This is a genomic window from Lentzea sp. NPDC004782 (assembly GCF_040609115.1).
Taxonomy (GTDB): Bacteria; Actinomycetota; Actinomycetes; order Mycobacteriales; family Pseudonocardiaceae; genus Lentzea.
Genome location: NZ_JBEXJN010000001.1, coordinates 140,758 through 161,643, shown reverse-complemented (window position 1 = coordinate 161,643; position 20,886 = coordinate 140,758). Strand labels below are relative to the sequence as shown.

Below are 20,886 nucleotides of genomic sequence, written 5' to 3'. Positions count from 1 at the left end.
CCTAGCGGCGCACACCGACAGGCAGCAGGTACTGATCATCCGGAATGCCGGAAGAGCGGAACCAGGCGGCGAAGAACCCGTCCAGCTGCTGACCGGAGGCCTGCTTGAAGTGGTTCTCGAAGTCCGGCCACGAGGCGTTGCCGTCGCGGTGCTTGGTCGTCCACGACTGCAGGGCCTTGAAGAACACGTCGTCACCGACCTGCTTGCGCAGTGCGTGCATCGCCAGGATGCCCTTGTCGTAGACGCCCTTGAACTCGTTGCCCTTGCCCATGTCGTAGAGCTTCGGCGCCCAGAACGACGCCCGCGTGCGCAGTTCCTGGACGCGGTCGCGGTAGCGCTGGTCGAGGTTCGTGCCCTCCTTCTCCAGCCACAGCCACTGCGAGTACGACGCCAGGCACTCGTTCAGGCAGATGTCCGCCCAGTTCTCGATGGTCACCGAGTCGCCGAACCACTGGTGCGCGTTCTCGTGCACGACCGTCTCCAGGTCCGCCCACGACGCGTAGATCGGCCGGGTCTGGGTCTCCAGCGAGAACCCGATCTGGTCGGCCACCCAGATGCCGCCGGCCGCGCGCTGCGGATACGGGCCGAACTTCGTCTCCAGGTAGCCGAGGATCTCCGGCAGCCGTGTCTGGATCGGCTTCTTGGAGCCGGCCGTGCCGGGTGCGTAGGCGTCCAGGATCGGGGCACCGCTGGGCAGCTTGCCGCGCACGATCTCGAACTTGTCGATCGCCACGGTGGCCAGGTAGGTCGCGAGCGGGGTCTCCTCGGACCAGTTGAACGTCGTCCAGCCGCCGTCGCGCGTCACGGGGCCTTCGACACCGTTGGACACCGCCGTCCAGCCGTCCGGCACGCGGGCCGCGAGCTTGAACGCGGCCTTGTCGCGCGGGGTGTCGTTGGCCGGGAACCACGTCGTGGCCGAGTGCGGTTCACCCGCGGCGAAGGCACCGCCGGTGGTCGAGATCTGCCAGCCGCTGCGGCCCAGCGACGCGTCGCTGACCGTCGTGGGCTTGCCGGCGTAGGTGACGACCGCGGTGAACTGCCTGCCCTTCGCGATCGGCGCGGCCGGCGTGATCACCAGCTCGTGGTCGCCCTCCTGCGCGAACTTCGCGGTCTGGCCACCGACCTTCACGTCGCTGACCTTGAGGCCCTCCAGGTCGAGGTTGAAGCGCGAGAGGTCGCCGGTGGCGGTCGCGGTGACCGAGGCGACGCCGTCGAGCTGCTTCGAAGCCGGGTCGTAGGTGATCGCCAGGTCGTAGAGGGTGACGTCGTAGCCGCTGTTGCCGTCCGCCGGGTAGTACGCGTCACCCGCACCCGCACCGGCCTCAACAGCGGCCTGCGGTGACGTCTCCTGGCGCTGCTGCGCCGGGTCGCTGCCCGGTGTGCGGAACACGACGAGCAGCCCGGCGACGAGCACGATCAACACCAGGGCGATCAGGTACGGGCGGGCCTTCATGCGTTAATCATCCCTGTGTCGGTGGTGGAGTTCGGCGGAACGGGCCAGGGCGTGCTGCTGTTGCACGGCCTGATGAGCAGGGCCACCGCCTGGTGGCCGGTCGCGCAGTGGCTCACACCTTTCGGCCGGGTCGTGGGCATCGACCAGCGCGGACACGGCCGCAACCCGCAGCGCGGACCGTTCCGCACCGAGGACTTCGTCGCCGATGCCGCTGCCGCCGTCGAGGAGCTCGGCCTCGGGCCCGCCGTCGTGATCGGGCACTCCATGGGCGGGCTGCACGCCTGGTGTCTCGCGGCCACCCGTCCCGACCTGGTCCGGGCGATTGTGGTCGAGGACTTCGCCCCGGACAACAGGGGCAGGACGGTCGACGAGTGGAAGTGGTTCTTCGACGCGTGGCCGGTGCCGTTCCAGTCGGTCGCACACGTGACCACGTTCTTCGGCGCGCCGGTGTTCGCCGAGTACTTCGAGGAACGCGAGGACGGCTGGCACCTGATCGCGTCGATGGACGACCTGTACGAGATCGCCGGCCATTGGGGCACGCGGGCGTACTGGGACTTCATCGACCGGGTGAAGTGCCCGTCACTGGTGATCGAGGCAGGTCAGGGTGGCCAGCTGCCGAACCAGATGGAGGAGGCCGCACGCCGGTCGAACGGCCAGTACCTGTACGTGCCGGAGGCGGGCCACGTCGTGCACGCCACCGCGCCGTGGGTCTACCGGGGCGCCGTGGAGGCCTTCTTGAGCACGTCGATCTCGCCGGTCTGAGTGTCGACGATCGACACCTCGCGGACCTTCGCTCGGATCGGCTCGACCGGGAACACCGCGGCGAACGCGGCCTTCATCGCGTCGTCGTCGACGTCGTGCACGAGCGTGCAGTGCGGCACCCAGTTGCCCGGCAGGTAGTAGGCGCTCGGGTTCTTGACCTTGCTCGCCAGCACGTCGTGGACGGCCGAGTGGACCGCGAGCAGCTCGGTGTCGACGACGGCACCGAGCATCAGCACGTTCTCCGAGGCCGAGAACGTGCTGAGCGTGTGCAGGTAGAGGTCCGGCAGCCACAGCCGTTCCAGGTCGTCGCGCAGCTCCTTGCGCACCTTGGGGCCGATGGTGCCCGCGACGGCGTAGGTCAGGTGCGGCGGGTACCTGTGCTTCGCGCCGACACGCGCCTGCAGCTCGCGAACGCGTTTGTCCGCCTCGTCGTCGAAGAACGCCACCAGCGCGTGCATGTCAGTGCTCTCCCGGTAGCGCGAACAGGCCGTCCCGCGTCTGCTCGACCAAACCGTCGTCTAGCAGCGAGACCAGACACTTCTCTCGTTGCGTGATGTCGTGCCAGACGATGTCCAAGTGCGCCTTGGGCACCGGACCGGGCGCGCCGCGCAGCACGTCGAGCAGCTTGCCGCGCACCTGGCGGTCGGTGCCGGCGAACTTCTGGATCTTCTTCTCCGGCCCCGCGTAGGCCGGGCGACCGGCCAGCTGCCAGGCGCACTCGGCGTAGAGCGGGCAGTCGGCGCACTTCGGGTTCTTGGCCGTGCAGATCAACGCCCCGAGCTCCATCAACGCCGCGGAGAACACCGCCGCGTCGTCCTGGGCCTCGGGCAGGATCGCCTCGACGTCCCGGAGATCGCGCTTGGTCGACGGCGGACCGGCATCGCCCGCACCGTGCACCGCGCGTGCCACGACCCGTCGGACGTTCGTGTCGACGACTGCGCACTTCTGCCCGTACGCGAACGTGGCCACCGCACGGGCCGTGTAGCTGCCGATGCCCGGCAGCGATTCCAGCGTCTCCACGTCCGACGGCACCACGTCGCCGTGATCGCGGGCGATGGCCGTGGCGGCCTCGTGCAACCGCAGCGCGCGCCTCGGGTAGCCGAGCTTGCCCCACATGCGCAGCACTTCACCCTGGGACGCGGCCGCCATCGCGCTCGGCACTGGCCACTTCGCCAGCCACTCGTGCCAGATCGGTTCGACGCGGGCCACCGGCGTCTGCTGCAACATGATCTCGCTGACCAGCACACCCCAGGCGGTGCAGTCGGGACGGCGCCACGGCAGGTCGCGGGCGGCGGTGTCCCACCAGCCCAGCAGCAACTCGTGATTCATCGCGCGCCATTCTCGCAAACGCACGCGGGGAGCTTTCGTTCGCTCAGCGCACACGAAAGGCCCCCGCGTGCGGAGAAATCAGGCGGCGGCGGTTTCCGTTGCGTCAACTTCGCGCAGCTCACCGGTGTGCACGTCGTAGACGAACCCGCGGATCTTGTCGGTGTGCGGGATGAACGGGCTGCGGCGCAGCCGGGCCATCGATCCGCGCACGCTCTGCTCGACGACCTTGAACGCCTCGACGGCCCAGGTCGGGCGCAGGCCGGTGTCGGCCTCCAGCTCGTCCTTGAAGTCGTCCTCGGTCACCAGCTCGAGGCCGCAGTTCGTGTGGTGCACCAGCAGCACCTCGCGCGTGCCCAGCTTGCGCTGGCTCAACGCCAGCGAACGGATCATGTCGTCGGTGACGACACCACCCGCGTTGCGCAGGACGTGCGCCTCACCCTGCTTCAAGCCGAAGATCTCGAACACCCGGATGCGCGAGTCCATGCAGGTCAGAATCGCCACCTGCAGAGACGGCTTGGGGGACGAACGGTCTCCGGGAACCACGTTCCCGAGCTCGTAGTTCCGCTTGAGCAGTTCGTCGATCGCGGTCATGACACCCTCCATGGCCTACCGGCGGACCTCGCGGCAACGATTGGAACCGGAGTTAGCGCCCGTTCACAAGGGGTTTCCGGTCAATGTCACGTTCAACCGATCGAGCGATGCTCGCCTACCACTGGATTCCACCTGGTCAGGCTACGTTCGGGCCGTGATCGAGCCCACAGGACCGTTGCCGCCCGCCGTGTACTGGCGCCGCCGCATCGCCGCGATCGGTGCCGCGCTCGTCACACTCGTGCTGCTGATCTGGATCGTCGGGCTGTTCTCGTCCGACGAGCAGCCCGCGCTGCCCACCAACGCGGCCGCGGCGTCGTCCTCGGACCCGCCGCCGAGCCTGTCCGAGTCACCGGTCGCGTCGTCCTCCTCGACCACGCCTCCACCACCGCCGTCCTCGACGCAGCCCGCGCCGCCGCCCCCGCCGCCCGGACCGCCGCAGGCGTGCGCGGACGACGTGATCGGGGTCGTGGCGAAGACGAACAAGCCCTTCTACACCATCGGTGACCAGCCGGAACTGTCGATGGACGTGGCGAACAACGGCCCGGTGCCGTGCATCAGGGACATCGGCCGCCAGCACCGCGAGCTGGTCGTGCTGACCGCGGACGGTGCGACGCAGCTGTGGTCGAGCAACCACTGCCTGTCCACGGCCGGGTCCGAGGTGCGGGTCATGCAGCCGAAGGAAGTCTTCAACTTCGGCACGAAGTGGGCGGGCTCGACCTCGCAGCCGGGGTGTGGTGCGCACACCCGCGTCGGGCCCGGTGACTACCTGCTGGTGGCGAAGCTGGCCGGCAAGGCCAGCTCACCCGTCGTGTTCCGGCTGGAGTCCTAAGGCCCGGACCTGTGAGCCCGGTGCTCGATGATGGGCTCCTTCATCCACGTCAGGTGGATGAAGGAGCCCATCATCGACGGCGAACGCGCACAGGACTTTGTGGCAACTGCTCAGGGACCGAACCAACGTTCTTCGGCACCACCGCGCGGCGCCGCCGACGTCTTGCCGATGATCAGCTCGGTCGCGAGGTTGACCGACCGCGGCCGCGCCCGCTCGTTCGTGTCGAGCAGCAGCTTGCCCGCCGCGCGGCCCTTCTCCAGCACCGGCTGGCGCACCGTGGTGAGCCCGGCCTCCTCACCGGCGCGGATGCCGTCGAACCCGGTCACGGTGATGTCGTGCGGCACGCGCAGGCCGCGCCGGGCGGCCTCGGTGAGCGCGCCGAGCGCCAGCACGTCCGAGGTGCAGATCAACGCGGTGATCTGCGGGTCGCGGTCGAGGACCTGGGCGGCACCGGACGCGCCGGAGGCCATGTTGTGGTCGAAGCGCTCGACCACCGGGACCTGGGACCAGTCGACGCCCGCCTCGCTGAACGCCTCGGCGAGGCCGGTCAGGCGGTTGCGCTGCACGTGGAAGTGCGCGGCGTGCTGGCGTTCGGGGGTCACGAAGCCGTCGTTGCGGTCGCGCGCGAGGCGCATGCACACGACACCGACCCTCCTGTGCCCCAACGAGATCAGGTGCTTGGCGAGCTCGTACATCGCACCGCGGTCGTCGATGCCGACCCGGTCGACGGTGCCGAGGTCGGGCTGGTCGCAGACGACCGTGGGGACGGGACGCTCCAGCACCGCGGCGAGGTGCGGGTCGTCGTCGGGCACCGAGTAGACGACGAAGCCGTCGACGCCGGCGCGGTGGACGGACGCGACGTCCTCGCGTTCGGGGTTGGCCGGGACGAGCAGCAGACCGGTTCCGGCGTCCTCGCACGCCAGCGCGAGGCCCTCCAGGAAGCCGATCGCGGCCGGGTCGCGGAACGCGTAGGAGAGGTTCTCGGTGAGCAACAGGCCCACCGCACCGGCCTTGCGCGTGCGCAACGAGCGCGCCACAGGATCCGGGCCGGGATAACCCAGCCTTCGGGCCGTGTCCAACACCCGCCGACGCAGCTCGGGCGAGAGCTGGTCGGGCCGGTTGTACGCGTTGGACACCGTTGTCCGGGAAACGCCCAGCTCAGCGGCCAGAGAGGCCAGCGTCGCCGGACGTCGCACATGCATCGACCGCGCCATGAAAGGACCGTAACGGTTCAGAACCAATTCGTGAAGCGAGGGTGACCTGTGTCCCTCAAATGACGCATCACCGCTGGTTGACCCATCTGCCTTGTTCAGAATATGGTCCAGACCACTCGATGTCTCACTTGGGCGGGGCCGTCGACTCCCGCACGACCAGCCGCGGACGGAACACACGCGTGTAGTTGTCGGTGCCCTGCCTGCGGCGATCCGGGTCCAGGCGCAGCACCAGCTCGTCGATCGCCGCCGCCGCCATCTCGTCGATCGGCTGCGCGAGCGTCGTCAGGGCGGGCGACGAGTAGGCGGCCAGCGGAATGTCGTCGAACCCGACGACGGACAGCTCGTCCGGCACCGAAATCCCCCGTTGGTGTGCCTCACGCATGACGCCCAGCGCCATGTGGTCGGACGAGCAGATCACCGCGGTCGGCCGGACCGTGTCGAGCAGCTGCCCCACCGCCACGCCACCGCCCTCCGCGCTGAACGGCGCGTGCGCGACGTACTCCGAGCCCGCCGGCAGATGGTTCTCCTCAAGAGCAGCGGCCCAACCGGCGCGCTTCAGCCGTGATGGCAGAGATCGCGCCGGGCCTGAGACGAACCCGATTCGCGCGTGCCCCAGCTCGATCAGGTGCTTGGTGGCCGTGTAGCCCGCGAGCTGCTCGTCCACAGTCACGTCGGGCACGTCCAGCGCGGGCGTGGCACCGTTCAGGAAGACCATGTGGACGCCGTCCGCGACGAGCTTCGCGTAGTAGCTCGGTTGCGGCGCCTGACCGAGCGGCACTTCGACGTTGGTGATCTCCGGTGACACGAACACCATGCCCTCGACCCCGCGGGCCAGGAGCATCCGGACGTACTCCTCCTCGCCCATCGGCGCGCCGCTGCGGGTGTTGCACAGCAGCGAGGAGTAGCCGAGCCGGGCGGCCCGCGTCTCCAGGGCTTCGGCGAACGCGGGGAACACCGGGTTCGAGAGCTCCGGCACGAGCAGGCCGATCACGCCGGTGCGCTGCAGCGCACCGAGGCCGCGCGGGGTGTACGGCATCTCCGCGAGCACCGACAGCACCCGCTGCCGGGTCTCCTCGTTCACACCGGCGCGCCTGTTGAGCACGCGGCTGACGGTCGAGATGGACACCCCGGCTGCCCTGGCGATCTCGGACAGTCCGGACACGTTGCCTCCCTGGTCACCCTCGGTTCGGGGCAAGCTTGCCGCGCTTAGAAAAATTTTGCAACGAGCGTTTGCAAGACGGTGTCGTTACGGCTTGGTTACGGTCGACGTCTTGACCTGACCATGGTTCGGGTAGTGAAATCGCCCGCAACATTCTCGCAAAACCTTGCAAGACCCTCATCTCGCTGGGAGATGAGGCCCAGCTGGAGGGAACGGCAGCAACGATGCGACGGACAACCCTCGTGACCGCCATGGCGACGGGTGTCGCCCTCGTGCTCACCGCCTGTGGCGGCGGTGGATCGAGCAGCAGCGGATCCGACTCGGGCGAAGTGACCTTCTGGGACACCAGCGGCCCCAACGAGAGCCCCGTGTTCAAGAAGATCGCGGAGGCGTGCGCCACCAAGGACGGCTACAAGGTCAAGACCGAGACCGTCGCGTTCGACCAGGCGTTCGCCAACTACAAGACCGCCGCACAGGGCGGCCAGGGTCCTGACGTCTTCCGCTCCGAGGTCGCGTGGGTGCCCGCGCTCGCCAAGAACGGCATGGTCGCCGACCTCAGCGACACCGACCTCGCGAAGGACACCGGCGACTTCCTCGAGACGCCCCTCGGTTCCGTCAAGTACGAGGGCAAGTCGTACGGTGTTCCGCAGGTGACCGACTCGCTTGCGCTGCTCTACAACAAGAAGAAGCTCGCCGACGCGGGCGTGCAGCCGCCGCAGACGTGGGACGAGCTCAAGGCCGCCGCCGCGAAGCTGGGTGGTGAGAAGTCGTTCTTCCTCAACAACGACGCGTACTACGCGCTGCCGTTCATCTACGGCGCGGGCGGCGATCTGATCGACACGAACGCCAAGAAGATCGTCGTCAACTCCGCGACGAACGTGAAGGCGATGCAGACCGCGAAGGGCCTGCTCGACGCCAAAGCCGCGACCACGGCGCTCGACCAGACGAACTCCTACAACAACATGCAGGCGGCGTTCTCGTCCGGCGAGGTCGCGATGGTGGTCAACGGCCCGTGGGCCGTTGCCGACTACCTGAAGGGCGCCGCGTTCACCGACCCGGCGAACCTCGGCGTCGCACCCGTCCCCGGTGACGCGGCGGGCAAGGGCAGCGCCCCGGTCGGCGGCCACGACTACGTGATCCGCCAGGGCACCAAGGCGAAGACGTCGTCGATCAAGTTCGTCCAGTGCATGAGCTCGACCGAGTCGCAGGCTCAGATCGCCAAGGAGCTCGGCCTGCTGCCGACCCGCAAGTCGGCCTACGCCAACGCCGACGTGAAGGCCAACGCCGTCGTGACCGCGTTCGAGCCGGTGGCCAAGTCCGCGCACCCGCGTGCCTGGATCCCCGAGGGCGGTCAGCTGTTCGATCCGCTGAAGATCGCCTACGCCGATGTGCTCGCCGGCAAGAAGGACGCCAAGGCGGCGCTGGACGAGGTCGCCAAGGCCTACAAGGACACCGTCGTTCCCGAGTACTCGATCGGCTGATCAGCGGTCGCGGATGACCAGGAGGGCCACCACCCTCCTGGTCACCCACGACGCTGTCTGAGGGGAGTTGGCGGTGCGCAAGTTCCTGGAACGGCACTGGTACGCGTATGCGATGGTCCTGCCCGTGGTGGTGGTCATCGCCGTGTTGGTGCTGTACCCGCTCGCGCAGGGCGTGTTCTTCACCTTCACCAACATCAACGAGGCCAACATCGCGAACCCGGTGCTCGACCGGGCGGCTACCTACGTCGGGGTCGGCTTCAAGAACTACCTGAACGTGCTGTCGGGCGACCCGTCGTACGGTTCGTTCTGGGGCACGTTGGCCCGCACGCTGATCTGGACCTTCTCGTGCGTGTTCTTCCACTACACGATCGGCCTCGGCCTGGCGCTGTTGCTCAACCGCGAGGTTCGCGGGCGCTCGCTCTACCGCGTGCTGTTGATCCTGCCGTGGGCGGTGCCTGCGTTCATCAGCGCCTTCGCGTGGAAGTACATGTTCAACGCGCAGTACGGAATCATCAACCAGTTCCTGCGCGCGATCGGCCTGCCCGACCCCGTCTGGCTCGGCCAGTCGAACTGGGCTCTGGTGTCGGTGATCATCGTGAACGTCTGGCTCGGTGTGCCGTTTCAGATGGTCGCGTTGCTCGGTGGTCTGCAGTCCATCCCCGGCGACCTGTACGAGGCGGCGGAGGTGGACGGTGCGACGCCGTGGCAGCGGTTCGTCCACGTGACCCTGCCCGGTCTGCGCTCGGTGTCCTCGACGGTGATCCTCTTGGGCATCATCTGGACGTTCAACATGTTTCCGGTGATCTATCTGATCGCCGAGAAGAACCCGAACACCCGCATCCTCGTGACGTACGCGTTCGAGAGGTTCTTCTCCGGCGCCTCGCGTGACTACGCGATCGCATCGACCTACGGCGTGTTGATCCTGTCGGTGTTGTTGGTCTTCGCGTCGGTGTACCGCCGCGCGCTGCGCAAGCAAGGCGAGGTGTGGTGATGACGCTCGACGCCAGTACGCTCCAGGTCGTCAAGGCCCAGGACCGCAGGCTCAAGCGCGCCGAGCGGTCGAAGCTCGCCTCGTTCGGGTTGCACGCCACGCTGATCGCGGCGTCGTTGATCGCCGTGTTCCCGGTGTTCTGGGTGCTCGTCACGTCGTTCAAGCCGGATGCCCGCGCGGTCGAACCCACGCCGAAGTTGTTCAACGAGTCCTCTTTGGACAACTACGCGCGGATTCTGGCTGGGGAGAAGGGAAGTTTCCTCTCCTGGTTCGGCAACTCCGTGCTGATCGCGTTGCTGACGACGGTCATCGCCGTGTTCCTGTCGGCCACCACCGGCTATGCCGCGTCCCGCTTCCGGTTCCCCGGCAAGCGCGGCTTGATGATGCTGTTCCTCGTCGTGCAGATGTTCCCGTTCGCGGTGCTGATCGTGCCGCTCTACAACATCCTGCTCCTGCTGGGGCTGCAGGGACTGTCGATCGGCTTGGTTCTTGTCTACTGCACGACGGCCGTGCCGTTCTGCACCTACATGCTCAAGGGCTACTTCGACACCATCCCGTCGGACATCGACGAGGCGGGCCGCGTGGACGGCCTGTCACCGTTCGGCGTGTTCTGGCGGCTCGTCCTGCCGCTGGCCAGGCCGGGCCTCGCCGTGACCTCGTTCTACGCCTTCCTGACCGCGTGGGGTGAGGTCGCGTTCGCGTCCGCCCTGTTGTCCGCGGCGGACAAGTCGAAGACGCTGGCGGTCGGCCTGCAGGTGTTCGTGCAGCAGAACAGGACCGAGTGGGGACATCTCGCGGCGGCGTCCATCCTGGTCGCGATCCCCGCCGTCGCGGTGTTCTACCTGGTGCAGCGGTTCCTGGTGACCGGTCTCGCGTCGGGCGCGGTGAAGGGGTAGCCGTTCTCGAGCCGCAACGCAGCCTGGCCTCCCCGACCTCTCGGCCAGGCTGCGTTGTCGACTGCGTTCAGCTTGCCTGGACGGGCTCGTAGCCCGCATGCAGCTCTCGACCAGCTCGTGCCGGTCATGCCTGCTCGCGAACTCCAGAACCGGGTTGCTGGCATCGACAGCTGTGGCCGGCCGCGTCCGGCAGCAGGGTGACACCCGCACCTGCCGCCGGAGCTGCGCGGCTGCTTCGAACGACAACCTCGGGACGTCTCACGGGTTCTGGCTCCGGACGGCGAGCAGGATCCCCGACACCGTCGGTGCGTCGAACAGCGCCTCGATCGGCACCTCCGCGCCGAGTGCGTCACTCGCCAGCGCGATCATCCTGAGGGCGTCGAGCGACCTCCCGCCCAGGTCGAAGAACGAGTCGTGCAACCCGATCCGCCGTACGCCGAGGATTTCGGCGAAGATCCCGGCGACGGCAATCTCGTCGTCGGTGGCCGGGGTGTCGTCGTGCTCGTCGGGAAGCCCGATCGCGGCAAGGGCTGCCGTGTCCGGTTGACCGGAAGGCACAACCGGTATCTGTGCGACACGCACCACCGGGATGTCACCCGCCGAACGCCGGAGCTCGTCCACCACGCTCTCGGTGCCGGCAACGACGTGGGCGACCAGGCGATCGCCCTGCAACGACACCACTGCGTCCGTGACGAGCGGGTGTGAACGCAGCCTCGCCGCGATGACCGACGGGTCGGTCGCGGCCGCCAGCAGCTCGATCGTGCCGTCCGGTGTGCGTCGGCCGCGGTCGCCCGTGCGGTGGCCGTCCACGTGCACATCGCCCACTGCGTCGATCGGCGCCGGGTTGAGCGCGTGGTCCAGCACCACGAAGCGGTCACCGTCGACAGTTCCGTTCGCCCGCACGGCGGATCGAATCGGCCACGCCAGCGGCAGGTACCGGTCCACCACGCGGGTGTGCGGCCCGAACAGCCCGGTCGCACGGTCCTGGACCTCGACGCCGTCACCGTCGCAGACCACGACCCGCACGGTGCTCGGCCGGGTGCCGGGCGCCCACCGGCGCAGGTCGTGCGGCGTCACACCGGCTACGCAGGTGACGCCATGTCTGGCCATCGCCCCGAAGATCTCCTCGGCGTCGAGCCGATCTCCTGCCTGGACGAACGTCGCTCCCGCCGTGAGACAGCCGATGAGGTACGCCACCGAGGTGACCGATGACAGCGGAGCCAGCGAGAGAATGACATCAGCCGCGGTCATCTCGCACAGCTCGATGACGTCGGAAGCGGCGCGCAGGATGTCCCTGTGCGTGGCGACGTCCGTCCACGTGCAGGCCGGATCGTCCAGCAGCACGTCCACGTCCGGAGGTGTCGTCGGCTGTCCCGCGAACACGGTCGCGTCGTCCAGCCGGACGCGCGCCGTGCCGCCCGCGAAGGCGAGAGGACGCCCGGCCTTGAGGGCCCCGAGCACGGCGACCACGCTGTCCGCGGAGCACGGCATGCGCACCTCGACGGGTGCCCGGTCCACTGCGCCGAGGAGCCAGTGCGCGACCTGGTTCGCGCGCGACTCCAACTCGTCGTGCCTGAGCCGCTGGTGTCCGCAGATCACCGTGCTGTTCACCTGGAACGCCATCGGTTCTCCGTCGTCGCCGGACGGAGCCGACGGGGACCGCGGAACCGTCACGAGGTCGGCCAGTGTGCCGTCCAGGCCCTCGGCCAGCGCGTTGAGGGTGTCGACGACGTGGTCCAGCAGCCGCAGGACGAAGTCGTCGGCGTATCGGGTCCGGTCGTGCGACAGCACGAAGTCAAGACCGGGGCCCTCGATCGCCAGCAGGGTCAGCGGATCGTTGGCCCGTTGGTGGTAGTCGATGCGCTCGATCGCGGCCGACTGCCGCCAGCCGGAACTGTCGATCGGGTAGTTCTCCACGACGACCGTGGTCTCGAACAACGGCAGCCCTCCCACGACGCCGGTGCAGGCGAGCGCGGTCGACAGCGGAGCCCACGCGTGCTGCTGCAGCTCCAGTTGTCCTTTGTGGACGTCGGACAGCCAGTCGAGGACGTTCCGCTCAGGGGTCGCCCGGATGCGCGTCGGCAGTGTGTTGAGCAGCAGGCCGACCATCCTGTCCGCCCCCTCCAGCTCGGGTGGACGAACAGCGAGCGTCGTGCCGAAGACGACATCGGTCACGCCGCTGAACCTGCTGACGGTGAGCCCCCACGCGGCCTGAATCAGGGTGCTGAGCGTGACCCGCGCGCGCTGTGCCGCCGCACGCCATATCTCCGTGCGTTCTGGTGAGAGGCCAATCCGTTGGCCCGCGTAGCGTTCCTGCTGTGCACCTCGCACGACGTCCGGCAACACGGTCGGCGTGCGGACGTCGCCCAGCCGGAACTGGAAGCACTCCTCGGCGTCGACGGGGTCCTGGCGCCCCAGCCACGCCACGTAGTCGCGGTACGGGCGGCGGTGGGGGAGACGCACTTCCCGGCCACGGCACACGGCGTCATAGGCGTCCAGCAGGTCGTTCAGCGCCAGGTGCGCGCTCCACCCGTCCAGCACCAGGTGGTGGAAGGTCCACACCAGCACGTCGCGACTTCCCGGCATCTTCACCAGGGTCACCCTGCTGAGCGCTGGGCGTTTCAGATCGAACCCCTGTCCGCGGTCGTCGCGGAGCAGTTCCACGAGCGCAGTTTCCGGGTCCCGGTGCGACGTGAGGTCGCACGAGCGCGTCGGCGCTGCCACATCCCGGTGCACCACCTGCGACAACTGCCCGTTCGTCCCGGTGTGGAACGAGGTGCGCAGCACGGGATGCGCCTCGAGCAACGCGGTGTGTGCGCGCAGCAGCGCGGTGTGGTCGAACTCCGAGGAGAGTCGGCACGCCAGCTGTCCGACGAAGAGCTCGGGGTCGGGGTCGCGCAGGCAGTGCAGCACCAGCCCTTCCTGCAGCGAGGTCAGCCGGTAGACGTCTTCGACCACTGGGCTCATCGTGCCGTCGCGTCCTCGTCGGTGGCGAGGTCCTTCAGCAGCGCGGTGAGCTGCTCGGAGTCGAGTCCCGCCAACGGGAAGTCCTCCGTCGAGTGCGCATGCGCCGGACCGCGGCCCAGCTCGGTGACGATCTCTTCCATCCGCGCGACGATCGCGTCTGCCAGCCAGTCGACGGGATGGTGGGCCAGTACGTCAGCGCTCCTGGTGACACACACCTGCAGGCGTCCGGCGTGGATCCGCGCGGTGACGTCCACGGGGTGTGTACCCGCCGGGTCCGTGACGACCCGCTCGCCGAACAGAGCGGGCACGTCGTCATTGAGGAATCGCACGCGGATCTCCGGCACCGGCAATGCCGCCATCTGTTCGCGGACGGTCGGGTCGAGGCTCAGTCGGCGCAGCGCGCCGTGGCCCGCTCCAGCGCGCGGAACCGCTCGCCGCGCGGCTCGAACGGCCCTCACCTGCTCGCCGGCCTCAGTGCCGCCCACGTCGACCACGAGCGGGAACACAGTCGTGCAGGCGCCGACCGTCGCCGAGAAGTCCTGGTCATCGGAAAACCCGCGCCTGCCGTCGCAGTCCAGGTCGACATGCGTCCTGGCGTCACCGGTCCAGCGGCTGACCGCGTCGGCGACACCGGCGAGCAACACGTCGATCTCGTCGACCAACGGCTGACGGGCCAGCGTGTCGCGCAGCGCTGACGTCCGCTCCTCGTCGAGTTCGACCTGCACGGTCACCCGCGCGTTCGACGAGGACCCGGTGTCCGACGGTCGGCTGTCGCTGGGTGCGAGCCCCCGCCAGTAGGCGAGCTCGCGGTCGGCCTCCGCCTCGCCCAGCCACTCGTTCAGGCGCCTGCTCCACCGGCTGAACGGGGCAGCAGCGTGCGGAGTGGTGAGCGGCTCACCGTCGGCCAGCTGTTCGTAGGCAAGCGCGATCTCGTCCAGCAGAAGTGCCTGGGAGGTCCGGTCGGCGACGAGCGGGTGCACGGCCAGCAGGAAGTGACCCGCCTCGTCGGTGTCGAGCAGGGCTGCCAGCATCGGGCCACGCGTGATGTCGAGCTGGTCCGCAGCGGATTTTCGGAGATCGTCGCCGGAACCGCGGATGAACGCGACCGGCTCGCCCGCGTCAGCGAGGCTCTGCGTCCATCCCGTCGGGCCGTTGACGAACCGCAACCGCAGCGCCTCGTGGCGTGCGGACACCGCGGTGAGGGCGGCGCGGAGCAGGTCTGGATCGAGCTCGCGCTGCCCGTGCAGCTCGATCACCTCCGGTTCGCACGGGTGCTCGAGGAAGCTCTTCTGGTACGGAGACAACGGGATCGTGCTCCTGTGCGCCCACCCGCCGCTCGCCAGAGCGGGGTTCGCTTCGAGCAGCGCCGCGCTCAGCAGACGAACCGTGGGGTTGTCGAACAGCAGGCGCGTCGTCAGCGGGATGCCGAGCTCTCTCGCCCGGCTGCTGATCAGGACGTTGGAGATGGAGTTCCCACCGAGGTCGAAGAAGTGGTCGTCGGGGTCGATGGACGCCACCCCGAGCGTCTCCCTCCAAATCCCGGCGAGGGCCGACTGGAGTTCGTCGTGTGCAGTCATGAGTTCTCCCGCAGGCGGTCGAGGTGTTCAAGTCCGGTGAGCACCGCGTCCTTGGGCACGCCGAAGTCGATGAGGCAGGCCAGCTCGTCGACACCCGCCGCGCGTGCCTGCTCGACGATCGCGCTTGCCTGCTCGACCGTGCCGAACAGCCCGCTGGTGTCGTAGTACCTGTCGAATGAGCGCTGGACGAGGAAGTCCACGTGCTTGTCGCTGAGTTTGCCTAGGTCGAGGCCCTGCAACGTGTCCGCCGACGACCGGGCAAGCAGGTCGAAGTTGCCCTTCAGATAGGCGATGAAGGGCGCGCGCACGGTCTCCCGCACGACGTCGGGATCGTCTCCCACGAACGTGTGGATCATGAGAGCAACGTGGCCGGGCCATCCGTCGTGGTGGGGCCGGTCAGCGAGCGCGCTGCGATAGATGGCGATCTTCTCCGCGAGCTCGTCCGCGGTCTGGCCCAGCAGATGGGTGAGCACACCGACCCCGGCCTCGCCCGCTGCGCGGAAGGTCGTCGGTGAACCCGCGCTGGTCAACCAGACCGGCAGTTCCGGCTGCACCGGCCGGGGGTAGGAGCGCACCGCGACCGCTTTGCCGAGGCCGTCGAGCGTCTGCAGGCTTTCCCCGCGCCACAACGAGCGCACCTGGTGCACCGCGTCGAGCACGACCTTCCTGCGGTCGGCGTAGGTTTCCGGCCTCAGCACGAAGTCCACCGGATCCCACCCCGAGGCGAAGGAGATGCCGACCCTGCCGCGGGAGAGGTTGTCGACGACCGCCCACTCCTCGGCGATGCGCAACGGGTGGTGCAGCGCCGGCACGACGCTGCCTGCGCGGATCGAGATCCGTTCGGTCACGGCAGCCACCGCGGCGCTGGTCACCGACGGGTTCGGGTACGGCGCACCGACGGCGTGGAAGTGACGCTCCGGCGTCCACACCGCAGCGAAACCGCGCTCGTCAGCGAACTTCGCTCCCTCCAGGAGGAGGTCGTAGCAGCCGCTCGCACCGACGTCGATGCTGTTGTCCGCGAAGTAGAAGAGACTGAATTCCACGCGCTTCCCCGATCAGAGCGAAAGACGCGCCCGCACACCGGCGGGCCATTGCGAAATTTCCTCGCCGTGCACGTCCTGGAGCGCGAGAATGATGCGGTCCAATCCGAACGCCACGCAGGCGCTGTGCGTTGCGGAGCCGTCCGTGTTGCTCACCTTGAATGCTTCCCCGAAGTGTTCTTTGTGGTAATTCGCCGACGCGATGGCCTGTCGCAGCCCGTTCGCCACGCACGCGGTGATCTCCCATTTGAGCTGTTGTTCGCGTTGGGTGTGCGCGAGAAACTCGCCCGTGCTCCCGAAGAACGGGTCGGTCGCCGGGACCGTGTGCGTCGACAGTCCGAGCGAGGACAACCACCCCTCGGCCGCCCGCAGTGCCCGGTCGCGCCATTTCTCCACCGCGCCCGGCTGCCCGAAGCGCACGACCTCGTACATGCGGAACGACCGCAGCCGTCCCGGTTCGGACGTCTGTTCGCCGCGGTAACAGGTGGCCTCGACGCTCAGGCACCTCGGCCCGTCGAGCACGTGGCCCTCCATCAGCGGGTAGAGGTGGTGGCACGCCGCGGATGTGAGCACCAGGTCGGTGGCACCCTCCTCGCCGCTGACGGTTCCCAGCAGGTGGGGGAAGGACTTGGGGTATCCGGAGCGCTCCGAGGTCGCGCGGGAAATGACCGGAGGGGCGACGAAGTGCTCCTGCCGTTCGGCTGCGAACAGCGCCGAGATACCCGTGCGCAGTCCGTTCGTGATTTTCTCGTTCTGGCTGGAAGACAGCGGGACACCCCACGTCTCGGCCTCGCGAATTTGTGACAAGGGTGCCACCACTGCCCCCACCCGAAGATTCTTGTCGTCTGGCGTTCGTCACCGTAGGGCTGGTCGGTGCTGTTTGGCCAGACGTGCCGGCGGCCGTTCAACTGCCGCCGATGCGCAGTTGACCCGCATCCCGGGAATGTGAAAAGTCATCTCGCGTGACGGATTCATCCACGTTTCACGAGTTGCGTTTTTCCGGGCTCAGCGCGCGGACGTCCGCCCTCACGTGGGGCCAGCGGTGGATCTGGGACGAGGCGAAGTGGTTCGCGCCTCGGCACGAGCACTTCAACATGCGCTTGGTCGTCGACGTGCCGGAGACCGCCGGGATGCCGGAGGTGCTCGACTGCGTCCGAGTCCTGCTGGAGGCGCGCGAGTCGCTGCGCACCACCTTTCCGTTGTCAGCCGACGGAGTGCCGTTCCAGAACGTCGTCTCGACCGGTCGGATGAGGGTGGAGGTGCGAGACGCGGTCGACCCGGTTGCGTTCGCGACCGAGCTGCAGCGCATTCCCTTCGCCACCGACGAGCTCCCCGTCCGGTTCGGGGTGGTGACGGCCGACCGCCGGCCTCGCCACATCGTCGCTGTCGTGTTCCACCTGACGGCTGACGGCTGGGACATCGCGAACCTGTCCACCGAGATCGAGCGGTTCCTGGCCTCGGGCATCGCACCGCTGGAACGACTGCAGCCGGTGGACCAGGCGGAGCGCGAGGCCGGTGCGAAGGAAACGTCGGACCGTGCGATCCGCTACTGGAAGAAGCAGCTCGCGCAGGCTCCTGCCGCCGTGCTGCCTCTGGGAGACGCGGTCCCCCGAACACCGCGGTTCCAGGAGGTGCTGTTCGAGTCCGATGTCATGGCGGCTGCGACCTACGTGCTGTCACAGCGGCTGGAGGTCAGCCAGACGGCGATCTTCCTGGCACTCACCGCCGCGCAGTTCGGCGGGAATCCCCTCTGCTGCTTCACCGTCTGCTGCCGCAACCGCCTCAGTCCGGAGGAGGAAACGGCGACTGGGACCTACGTCCAGGACGTCCCGGTGACGATCGACGTCTCCGGGCCCACCTTCGCCGACCTCGTCCGGCACACGTGGCGTGCGCTGCTGCCTGCCTACGCGGCGGGCAGGTACGACCCGGTCGACGCCGCGGCCGCAGTCGAGGAAGCCGCGCGCGAACGCGGCACGGAGATCGACCTGTCCCGCACCGTCAACGTCGTGCTGGCCGACGTCGCGCCGGCTGTGCCGGACGACGTCGGCGCGTTGCGGACGAGGACCCGGATCACCACGAAACCCGGACGCGCACAGGACCGCCGTGGGCGAAGGCTCTACCTCAGGGCGCACAACTACTCGGGAAACGTCCAGGTGTCGCTCAGGTTCGACACCCTCGTCATGTCCACTTCGGACGCCGTCTCCTTTCTGGAGTCGATGGAGCAGCGGGCGGTTGACGCGCTGACGGAAAGCGGAACTGGTGAACAGCGAGATTGAGGCAGTGCTGCGGCAGCACCCGGACGTGGCCGACGCGTGCATCGGTGCGGACGCCATCTACGTCGTGCCGCGCGATCACAGCGCGGACGATCGCGTCTCAGGATGGCAGGACCTGTTCGAGGGCACGTACGAATGGGGAGCGGAAGCGGGCGAGGCGGACTTCAACATCGTCGGCTGGCACAGCAGCTTCACCGGTGAGCCGTTGCCCGACGCCGAGATGCGGGTCTGGGTGGAGTCCACCGTGGATCGAGTTCTCGCGCACAAACCGCGGCGAGTGCTGGAGATCGGATGCGGCACAGGCCTGCTGCTGTCACGGATCGCACCTCGCACGAGTGCCTACTGGGCAACCGACTTCTCCTCGGCCGCGCTCGACTACGTGCGGCGCAACGTGGTTCCCGGGGTACCTTCCGACGTGCGGTTATTGCACCGTCAGGCCAACGACTTCCGCGGCCTGCATGACGAGTCGTTCGACGTCGTGGTGCTGAACTCGGTGGTGCAGTACTTCCCGGACGTCCGGTACCTGAGGCAGGTCATCACCGAAGCAGTGGCGCTGCTGCGGCCGGGTGGCACCGTGTTCCTCGGCGACCTGCGCCCGCTTCGGCTGCAGGAGGCGTTCTGCGCCGAGGTCGAGCTGGCCCGCGCCGAACCTGGGCTCATCGTCGCGCAGCTGCGTGAACGGATGCACCAACGCGCCGAGCAGGAGCAGGAGCTGGTGGTGGATCCTGAGCTCTTCTCGTTGCTGCGCGCCGAGATCCCCGCGATCACCGATGTCGAGGTGATGCTCAAGCGCGGCGCCTACCGCAATGAGCTGAGTCAGTACCGCTACGACGTCGTTCTGCACGTCGGCGGTGCCGCCTCCGCACCTCGGCCCGCCGTTGTCGAATGGGCCGGCGACTTCGACGCCGTCGAGATCCCTGCGGAGGGACTCGTCATCGACAACGTGCCCAATGCGCGTCTGTCATCGATCAACGCCTGGCTCGTCGCACTGAAGAACGCTCGCGGCTCGGCGCAGGTCGACGCTCTCCGGCCGGTCCAGCAGGACGGCATCGACCCCGAAGACTGGTGGGGGCTCGCGCGGTCGCGCGGGTTCGAGGCGGACATCGCGTGGTCAGGAGACAACGGCCGATACCGGGTCGCGCTGCGTCCGGCCGGCTCTGCGCGCTGGGCGCAGGAGGTCTCGCCGGCCCGCTCCGTGCATCAACACGTGAACAACCCGCTGCTGGCCCAGGTGGGCCCGCGGATCAGCGAGCGGATTCGCGGCTACCTGCAGGAGACCCTGCCGCAGCACGAGATTCCGGCGAGCGTGGTCGTGCTCCCCGAACTTCCCGCCGTCATCGGCTGACGTGCGGCCGGAGGCGGCACATGCCGTCGGGGACCGCGGTGGTGCGGTGGATCGGCGTGTCGAGGTCGGTCAGTGGCAGGCCCGAGCCGCCGTGCCGCAGGGCGACCAGCTCGGCCGCGATCGACACCGCTGTCTCCTCCGGTGAACGTCCACCCAGGTCGAGGCCGATCGGGGAGCGCAGCTGCGCCAGCTGAGCGCCGGTCAGCCCTGCCTCCCGGAGGCGCTCCAGCCGTTCGGCGTGGGTTCGCCGCGAGCCGAGTGCGCCGACGAACGCCAGCGGCGTGCGCAGCGCCTCGATCAGCACCGGGACGTCGAACTTCGGGTCGTGCGTCAGCACGACGACGGCGGTGCGCGAGTCCGTCGTGGTGTTCGCGAGGTACCGGTGCGGCCAGTCGACGACGACCTCGTGCGCGTCAGGAAACCGTTGCGGCGTGGCGAAGATCGGGCGCGCGTCGCACACGGTCACGTGATAGCCGAGAAACCTGCCGATCGTCGCGACAGCGCTCGCGTGGTCGATCGCACCGAAGACCAGCAGACGAGGCTGGGGCAGCCAGGTTTCGACGAACTCGCATTCGGTGCCGGGCAGCCTGCGGCGCAGGACTGCCGGCCGGCCGTCACGTGCCGCTCGCAGCGCCTCGCGAATCTCCGGAGTGTCGCGCTGGACCAGCACGTCCAGCTCGCCGCCACAGGTGAGGCCGACCGCGAAGGCGTCGTCGTCGGAGTATCCGAACGTCGCGAGCCGCGGGACACCTGAGACGAGCACCTCGAGTGCGAGCTCGTAGACCGCGCCCTCGACGCAACCGCCGGAGACGCTGCCGACGACCTCGCCATCGGTGTTGACCGCGAGCGCGGCCCCGACGTCCCGCGGCGCGCTGCCGCGCACGGACACCACCGAGGCCACCGCGAAGCGGTCCCAGGAGAGCAACGAGTCAGCCAGATCACGCATGAGCGCCTTCCAGGATCGACTTGGTGTGCAACA

The 20,886-nt window shown here is 68.5% G+C and carries 18 protein-coding genes; 7 read left to right on the top strand and 11 right to left on the bottom strand.

Annotated elements, in window-relative coordinates; all coding sequences use genetic code 11:
* Nucleotide 1 precedes the first annotated feature (1 nt).
* On the bottom strand, nt 2–1,453 hold the full coding sequence (locus ABZV40_RS00735; protein WP_355433787.1) for a M1 family metallopeptidase: 1,452 nt from the start codon (nt 1,451–1,453) through the stop codon (nt 2–4).
* A gap of 15 nt (nt 1,454–1,468) precedes the next feature.
* Here ABZV40_RS00735 and ABZV40_RS00730 point away from each other — a divergent pair, with 15 nt between their 5' ends.
* The gene (locus ABZV40_RS00730) at nt 1,469–2,215 is read left to right on the top strand and encodes an alpha/beta hydrolase (protein ID WP_355433785.1); all 747 of its coding nucleotides are present in this window, start codon (nt 1,469–1,471) and stop codon (nt 2,213–2,215) included.
* Here the strand turns inward: ABZV40_RS00730 and ABZV40_RS00725 are convergent.
* The 3 genes from ABZV40_RS00725 to ABZV40_RS00715 all read right to left on the bottom strand — a co-directional run bounded on the left by ABZV40_RS00725 (nt 2,164) and on the right by ABZV40_RS00715 (nt 4,135).
* Nucleotides 2,164–2,673: a 2'-5' RNA ligase family protein gene (locus tag ABZV40_RS00725; protein WP_355433783.1), complete on the bottom strand. Its 510-nt coding sequence runs from the start codon at nt 2,671–2,673 to the stop codon at nt 2,164–2,166. The two genes, ABZV40_RS00730 and ABZV40_RS00725, sit on opposite strands and share 52 nt — an antisense overlap.
* A 1-nt stretch (nt 2,674) precedes the next feature.
* On the bottom strand, nt 2,675–3,544 hold the full coding sequence (locus ABZV40_RS00720; RefSeq protein WP_355433781.1) for an A/G-specific adenine glycosylase: 870 nt from the start codon (nt 3,542–3,544) through the stop codon (nt 2,675–2,677).
* Nucleotides 3,545–3,622: 78 nt separating this feature from the next.
* Nucleotides 3,623–4,135, bottom strand: coding sequence for a carbonic anhydrase (locus tag ABZV40_RS00715; RefSeq protein ID WP_355433779.1), 513 nt, complete (start codon nt 4,133–4,135; stop codon nt 3,623–3,625).
* 154 nt (nt 4,136–4,289) lie between these two features.
* Here ABZV40_RS00715 and ABZV40_RS00710 point away from each other — a divergent pair, with 154 nt between their 5' ends.
* Entirely contained in the window at nt 4,290–4,964 is a 675-nt protein-coding gene (locus ABZV40_RS00710) for a hypothetical protein (RefSeq protein ID WP_355433777.1), read from the top strand.
* Between the two features lie 110 nt (nt 4,965–5,074).
* Here ABZV40_RS00710 and ABZV40_RS00705 read toward each other — a convergent pair whose 3' ends face one another.
* Nucleotides 5,075–6,178, bottom strand: coding sequence for a LacI family DNA-binding transcriptional regulator (locus tag ABZV40_RS00705; RefSeq protein WP_355433775.1), 1,104 nt, complete (start codon nt 6,176–6,178; stop codon nt 5,075–5,077).
* A 124-nt stretch (nt 6,179–6,302) separates the two neighbouring features.
* Nucleotides 6,303–7,340: a LacI family DNA-binding transcriptional regulator gene (locus ABZV40_RS00700; RefSeq protein WP_355433773.1), complete on the bottom strand. Its 1,038-nt coding sequence runs from the start codon at nt 7,338–7,340 to the stop codon at nt 6,303–6,305.
* A 221-nt stretch (nt 7,341–7,561) separates the two neighbouring features.
* Between ABZV40_RS00700 and ABZV40_RS00695 the strand changes: the two genes are divergently transcribed.
* The 3 genes from ABZV40_RS00695 (at nt 7,562) to ABZV40_RS00685 (ending at nt 10,705) form a co-directional block, all read left to right on the top strand.
* Nucleotides 7,562–8,818, top strand: coding sequence for an extracellular solute-binding protein (locus ABZV40_RS00695; RefSeq protein WP_355433771.1), 1,257 nt, complete (start codon nt 7,562–7,564; stop codon nt 8,816–8,818).
* Between the two features lie 112 nt (nt 8,819–8,930).
* Complete coding sequence (locus tag ABZV40_RS00690; protein ID WP_355434105.1) at nt 8,931–9,809, top strand: sugar ABC transporter permease; 879 nt, start codon at nt 8,931–8,933, stop codon at nt 9,807–9,809.
* Nucleotides 9,809–10,705: an ABC transporter permease subunit gene (locus tag ABZV40_RS00685; RefSeq protein WP_355433770.1), complete on the top strand. Its 897-nt coding sequence runs from the start codon at nt 9,809–9,811 to the stop codon at nt 10,703–10,705. Before ABZV40_RS00690 ends, ABZV40_RS00685 begins: the two co-directional genes overlap by 1 nt.
* A gap of 258 nt (nt 10,706–10,963) precedes the next feature.
* On the opposite strand, the gene ABZV40_RS00680 is transcribed toward ABZV40_RS00685, so the two are convergent.
* Genes ABZV40_RS00680 through ABZV40_RS00665 form a run of 4 tightly spaced genes read right to left on the bottom strand, consistent with a single transcriptional unit; the run spans nt 10,964 to nt 17,096 of the window.
* Entirely contained in the window at nt 10,964–13,672 is a 2,709-nt protein-coding gene (locus tag ABZV40_RS00680; RefSeq protein WP_355433768.1) for a condensation domain-containing protein, read from the bottom strand.
* The gene (locus ABZV40_RS00675) at nt 13,669–15,249 is read right to left on the bottom strand and encodes a condensation domain-containing protein (RefSeq protein ID WP_355433766.1); all 1,581 of its coding nucleotides are present in this window, start codon (nt 15,247–15,249) and stop codon (nt 13,669–13,671) included. Before ABZV40_RS00675 ends, ABZV40_RS00680 begins: the two co-directional genes overlap by 4 nt.
* Nucleotides 15,246–16,292 carry a MupA/Atu3671 family FMN-dependent luciferase-like monooxygenase gene (locus tag ABZV40_RS00670; protein WP_355433764.1) on the bottom strand — a complete coding sequence of 349 codons (1,047 nt, stop codon included), beginning with the start codon at nt 16,290–16,292 and terminating at the stop codon, nt 15,246–15,248. Before ABZV40_RS00670 ends, ABZV40_RS00675 begins: the two co-directional genes overlap by 4 nt.
* 12 nt (nt 16,293–16,304) lie before the next feature.
* Nucleotides 16,305–17,096, bottom strand: a complete 792-nt coding sequence (locus ABZV40_RS00665; RefSeq protein WP_355433762.1) for an aminoacyl--tRNA ligase-related protein — start codon at nt 17,094–17,096, stop codon at nt 16,305–16,307.
* Nucleotides 17,097–17,278: 182 nt separating this feature from the next.
* Here ABZV40_RS00665 and ABZV40_RS00660 point away from each other — a divergent pair, with 182 nt between their 5' ends.
* A complete protein-coding gene (locus tag ABZV40_RS00660) occupies nt 17,279–18,565 on the top strand; it encodes a condensation domain-containing protein (protein WP_355433760.1) in 1,287 nt (428 codons plus the stop codon).
* The gene (locus ABZV40_RS00655; RefSeq protein ID WP_355433758.1) at nt 18,549–19,907 is read left to right on the top strand and encodes a methyltransferase; all 1,359 of its coding nucleotides are present in this window, start codon (nt 18,549–18,551) and stop codon (nt 19,905–19,907) included. Before ABZV40_RS00660 ends, ABZV40_RS00655 begins: the two co-directional genes overlap by 17 nt.
* Here ABZV40_RS00655 and ABZV40_RS00650 read toward each other — a convergent pair.
* A complete protein-coding gene (locus ABZV40_RS00650) occupies nt 19,897–20,853 on the bottom strand; it encodes an XdhC family protein (RefSeq protein WP_355433756.1) in 957 nt (318 codons plus the stop codon). The two genes, ABZV40_RS00655 and ABZV40_RS00650, sit on opposite strands and share 11 nt — an antisense overlap.
* Nucleotides 20,854–20,886 lie beyond the last annotated feature (33 nt).